This window comes from Wolbachia pipientis (genome assembly GCF_023661085.1).
Classification (GTDB): domain Bacteria; phylum Pseudomonadota; class Alphaproteobacteria; order Rickettsiales; family Anaplasmataceae; genus Wolbachia.
Window position 1 is genome coordinate 1 of record NZ_JAHDJT010000089.1, and the last position, 5,762, is coordinate 5,762.

The following is a 5,762-nucleotide window of genomic DNA, read 5'->3' on the forward strand; positions in this document are numbered from 1 at the left end:
ATTTGAGGTACATATAAATAATTAGCCACCGATCGGGGCTTCTTTTGCCTTTTTTTCTCTATTTGGTAAATTTCTTAATGTTTGCAGCTAAAGCAATTCAAAAGCCCGTGAAGGGTACCATTTCAGTGCGTGACGCTGGAATCCAGGAAAGTTTGCTTACTTACAAGCAAACTAATTTTGTGAGCATAGAAAGTAGCTAATCTTAATTTAAAACACAACATTTTAATTATTATGGAAAGACTGGATGCCAGTGTCAGCTACTTGGATGACAAGAAGGGAGCACTGGAATGACAGGAGAAGGGACTACTTAGAACACCTTTGCAGGGGCTCGACACAATGCTCGTACAGTTGTGGGTATTTATACAATGAAGTTCCCTAAAAACACTTTGTAATGGTTCAATTTCCTAGTATAAAGCAGAAATATCGCTATAGTAACAAAATATGCTAATTAGGAACTTAATAAGGCAAGCTACTAAAGTGGGGAATAGTGAAAATACCACACGGTATATAGAGTATTTCTACCAATTTGAGAAGTTTAGGAACACATTAAACCTTACTTTATCACTAATAAAGCGAAATAGGCTCTCATTTGAAATACATCGAGAGGGGCTGACGGATACGGAAGAAGGAGTATGTAAGACAACTCAATCTTCCGGTATAAATAGGTACGTTATTGTGCTGAGAAGGTCAAATCCGTATATCATAGTACATGAACTTTCACATATGGTTGAAAATGAGCTGAACCTAAAACTAGAGCAGGAATTTCTCCATAAAGTCTATCAGGATATTGAGCAGAACCTAAAGCAAGCAAATATTCTTGTACAGAGAATTATCGGTCAAGTTATATTTAAGGAGATATAAGCTTATCAGACTGCAAAATCACGCGCATCGGAATTATTTGCACGCTATTTTGAGCTATTTGCTTGGGCACAAGAGGTTTACCCTAAAGATAAAGAGTACTTAATTCGCACTCAAGATTTAAACAGGGTATTCCTTGCTACTGACCAATGGAAAAAGAACTGCCTAGACCCTACAAATAATCGACAGAATAGATAAGGAAATAAAGGAATACAGCAATAAAACTGCCATTCAAGACGTGACCAAGGTGAAGAGTAACTGGACTGGTAAGTTTTCTCCTGGAGGCAAAAAAATTAGCTCTATCTTTAGGGATGATGATTAACTTAGCAGAATACAGTTAACTTTCACGGCATTTTAGGGTATAGTTTTTATAATTAAAATGCTCGAATATACGTGAAAACTATCTTAGCTGTTGAAACAAGCTGCGATGAAACTGCAGCAGCAATTGTAAATAGTGATAAGCAAGTACTTGCCCACGAGATTCTTTCTCAAACAGAACACAAAAAACGCGGTGGGGTGATCCCTGAAATAGCGTCACGTGCTCATATGGAGCATTTAAGTGGTCTAATAAAAAGCGCTATAGAAAAATCTAACCTTAATTTTTGTGATCTGGATGCAATTGCAGCAACATCAGGACCAGGACTCATAGGTGGATTAATAGTTGGCACAATGATGGCCAAAGCGATTGCACATGCAGCACAAAAACCATTCATTGCAGTTAATCATTTGGAAGCGCATGCACTGGTTATTAGGTTACTATATGAAGTCAAATTTCCGTTTTTAGTCTTATTGATATCAGGCGGTCATTGCCAATTTTTAATCGCACAGGATGTGGGTAAATACATTAAACTTGGAGAAACACTAGACGATTCGTTGGGTGAAGCATTTGATAAAGTTGCTAAGATGCTGGGTTTAAGCTACCCTGGAGGTCCACTAATTGAAAAATTAGCTGAAAAAGGTGATGGCACAAGATTTAAACTTCCAAGGGCGATGAAAAACCGTCCTGGATGTGATCTTTCGTTTTCTGGAATCAAAACAGCAGTAAAAAACTTAGTGCAAGAACTTGAAATGAGCGAGCAAGATGTGTGTAATGTATGTGCTTCATTTCAAGAGTATATTAGCGATATACTACTCGATAGAGTCAAAAATGCGGTTATTATGACTGCGTCTTTAAATATCAAAATCAATGATTTTGTAATTACTGGCGGGGTTGCAGCAAATAATTTCCTGAGAGAAAAATTAAAAAAACACATAAACTTGAACGTATTTTTTCCCCCAAGCAACCTATGTACAGACAATGCAGTAATGGTTGGGTGGACAGGCATCGAAAAATTACAGAAGAGTTGTATGGATTCACTAAATTTTGCACCAAGGCCAAAGTGGGAATTGGAAAGTTATTAAGGACTCTCCATTCCAAATTAGGTAGTAAAGAAAGCTATTTCTTTTTGCCATTGTTTATATTTTCTATTTATGTATATTAATATTTTATCATATCAACTTAAAGTTAGTAGCTGCTGTTAATATTTTTGCAATAAAAGTTGTATATGGTGCATGTAATCAAGTTAAAAGGAAGATTGTGGAAATCACGCCATCGATAAAAAAGGAATTGAAGCAAAGTACGCTATACACCTGCTTAGAGAAGTGTAAAAGTGCATTTTGGTTCATTTTCTGGTTTAGTTCAGGAATCAACTTGTTAATGTTATTCCTGCCACTTTATACCTCTCAGGTGCTTGATCGGGTAATATCGAGTGAAAGCGTATCGACGCTAGTTATGCTGACAATCATCACTTTATCCGCGTTTGCGTGTTCTGCAATGCTCGAAACCTGTCGATACCTAGCCATGGCAAAGATTGGTGACTGGATCGATAAAACTGCGACACCAGACCTGATAGTAAGATCAATTAGGCTAACATCAGTGCAAAGCTCAACTTCCAGTGGTGAAGCACTACGAGATCTTGGGGTAATAAAAAATTTCATTACCGGAAATGGTATATTTTCACTATTTGATACCCCATGGTCGTTAATTTACCTTATTGTGATCTTTATGATACATACCTCCACGGGGTTTATAGCTATTGCCGGAATCATTATATTAGTCTCTATGGCAATATGGAATGAGCTTGCCACTAAGCGCATATTGCAAGAAACCAACGAAGAAACTATACGGAATATCAATGCTATAGATGTTGCAACAAGAAATGCAGAAGTGGTTGAAGCTATGGGTATGTCAGAATTCATAGTTTCTGATTGGTGCAAACGAAACGACCAGAACCGCGCAATGCAAATCAAAGCACAAAATCGCTCTAACGTAATTACTGGAATCACTAAGTTTCTGCGCTCGACTCTGCAAATATCGGTAATTGGAACAGGTGCATTACTTGCAATTACAGCCCATAAAACTGCCGGTAGCATCATCGCTGCCTCAATTTTAATGGGTAGAGTATTGGCTCCATTTGATGCAGCAGTTCATACTTGGAAATTTCTAAATCAGGCCAGAATGTCGTATGGTAGACTGCAAAGACTTATACTCACATCACCAAAAAGAGAACAAACTATGGCTCTACCAGAACCCGAAGGAAGACTGGAATTTGATAGAGTATTTTTTACTCCTTATGGGAGCAACAAACCAACAATAAAAGGGATATCATTTGTTATAGAGCCAGGAGATGTGGTGGGCGTTATTGGTGCAAGTGCTTCTGGTAAATCAACTATTGCAAAGTTAACCGTTGGTGTATGGAAGCCCATATCTGGTGTAGTCAGACTAGATGGTGCCGATGTATACACTTGGAATCGAGAAAATTTTGGTAATTATGTTGGTTACTTACCTCAGGACATTGAGTTATTTAACACCAGCGTCAAAGCCAATATTGCTCGCATGAGACCAGACCCAAATCCTGAAGAAATAATCAAAGCAGCAAAAATTGCAGGAATACATGAACTAATACTGAGTTTACCAAATGGGTATGATACAACGATAGGGAGTTTTGGAGTGACACTTTCTGGTGGGCAGAGACAACTGCTTGGTCTTGCAAGAGCTTTTTATGGAAACACAAAGCTTTTGGTACTTGATGAGCCAAATGCCAACCTAGACAGTAGTGGAGAGGCATGCTTAATTAATGCAATCAACGTTGCAAGAAAACAAAATACCACAACTATTATCATAACTCACAAACTACCGTTATTATCTGTGGTTGATAAAGTAATCCTCATGTCAGGCGGTGTCATTTGTGCTATGGGAGCGAAAGGTGAGATTTTAAGCAAATTGGTTGCTCCATCATCAAATACCGCAGAAGGTGAATGTTCTTCAGCAAGTGGTTAGTTGTTTTTTTACACTACCTTGTCCACCTACTCCATTGAGCGGATACTATCAATGTAATAAAACAAGACCTTTTTAGTCAGTTCAAAATCTTTTAAGGTTTCTCCTTCGCATCTTGCTGTAATGCAGTTTTGTGTATTTGACGCTCTAAGGAGCCACCAACCTTTATTATCTTTGTTGGTTACTTTAATACCATCGAGCTCTGAAAATGCAATATTTTGTTGCTCTAGCGTTTTCTTTATTGATTCAATTATTTGAGATTTTTTCTCATCTTTAACTACAACCTTCACTTCATGGGTGATATATAATTTTGGTAAATCCTCAATCACCTCAGATAGACTTTGATTTTTCTTAAGTAAAACGTCAATGGCTTTAATAGCAGAATATAATCCGTCATCAAAGCCTAGCTCAGAGGAGAAAAAATGTCCACTCAGTTCACCAGCAAATTTTGCCTCTTCCTCTACCATCTTTTTCTTAACTAGTGAATGTCCAGTAGCACATGCAATTACTTTCCCTCCTAATCCGCTGATAAAGTCATGTACTTTCATGCTCATTTTTATATTAGCAATAACTTTGCTTCCTGGATATTCTTCCAATACTTCACGCACAAAAATCATAAATAAATGGTCATTAGAAACAACATTGCCTTTATTATCAATTAAGCGCACTCTATCACCATCACCATCGAGTGCAATACCAAGATCACATTTATTTTCCTTTACAATATCAATCAATTGAACGAGATTTTTCTCCTCTATGGGATCTGGGTCGTGCAGTGGAAATGTTCCATCTATAGAGTTATTGGTTACGATATGTATATGACCTGGTAAGATCTTTTCAATATACCTCGCAATTCCACTTGCCGGGCTATTGCCAAAATCCCAAGCTATTTTTAGCTTTTGTGTAGAGTTGTTCTTGAGCGCACCTTTTAATATGCAAATATACTCACTATATATATTTATGTTAATTGAGCTGCCAATTTTTGTACTGTCTTTAATCGGACTGCTTATAACTTCCTTCATTTCTTGGTCTGAGTAAACTCTCTTACTGCTGAAAAATTTAAAGCCATTGTATTCGCTGGGGTTATGTGAAGCGGTGATCATAATGCCAAGATCTGCCTGCATGATTTGCGTTGCAGCGTAGAGCATAGGCGAAGAGCACAATCCTATGCGTGTAACATTTGCTCCAGATAAAATTAGGCCCCTGATTAATTCTTTTTCTATACTTGGCGAATCTATTCTGCTGTCATAGCCTACACAAACATTAGCTACAGTTTGGCCAAATTTTCTGCCTATCTCATATCCATCACTGATCTGTAGGTCTTTGCCTACTACACCTCTAATATCGTATTTTCTTATGATGGTATTGTCCATACTGCACTTCTTGAAGTAACTACTATACAACATTACAGACAAACATTCAAGCTTATTTACCTAGTGATTAGTTGACTTTTTAAGAAAATATGTTGATATTATAATATATTTTTAAAAATGTAAAGTTATGCCAGGAAAAAAGGAGAGTGTATTTATAAATCATACGCGTCAAGTTAAGGAAAGAAGATGTGAAAGAGAACAGAATAATAAGGTAT

The 5,762-nt window shown here is 37.2% G+C and carries 3 protein-coding genes and 1 pseudogene; 3 read left to right on the top strand and 1 reads right to left on the bottom strand.

Annotated features, from left to right (window positions below; genetic code table 11):
• Positions 1 to 441: 441 nt before the first annotated feature.
• The 3 genes and pseudogenes from DM84_RS06270 to DM84_RS04455 all read left to right on the top strand — a co-directional run bounded on the left by DM84_RS06270 (position 442) and on the right by DM84_RS04455 (position 4,177).
• Positions 442 to 1,180: pseudogene (locus tag DM84_RS06270) on the top strand (WD_0702 family putative metalloprotease).
• A gap of 71 nt (positions 1,181 to 1,251) precedes the next feature.
• Entirely contained in the window at positions 1,252 to 2,259 is a 1,008-nt protein-coding gene (gene tsaD, locus DM84_RS04450) for a tRNA (adenosine(37)-N6)-threonylcarbamoyltransferase complex transferase subunit TsaD (RefSeq protein ID WP_250778641.1), read from the top strand.
• Between the two features lie 175 nt (positions 2,260 to 2,434).
• Positions 2,435 to 4,177 (top strand): type I secretion system permease/ATPase, encoded by a 1,743-nt coding sequence (locus tag DM84_RS04455; RefSeq protein WP_250778644.1) that lies wholly within the window; start codon positions 2,435 to 2,437, stop codon positions 4,175 to 4,177.
• Between the two features lie 26 nt (positions 4,178 to 4,203).
• On the opposite strand, the gene DM84_RS04460 is transcribed toward DM84_RS04455, so the two are convergent.
• Positions 4,204 to 5,547: a phosphomannomutase/phosphoglucomutase gene (locus DM84_RS04460; RefSeq protein WP_250778647.1), complete on the bottom strand. Its 1,344-nt coding sequence runs from the start codon at positions 5,545 to 5,547 to the stop codon at positions 4,204 to 4,206.
• Positions 5,548 to 5,762 lie beyond the last annotated feature (215 nt).

What these genes read in the sequence shown, in the direction of transcription:
- DM84_RS04460 (WP_250778647.1), bottom strand. Translation starts at nt 5,547, where the DNA reads ATGGACAATACCATCATAAGAAAATACGATATTAGAGGTGTAGTAGGC.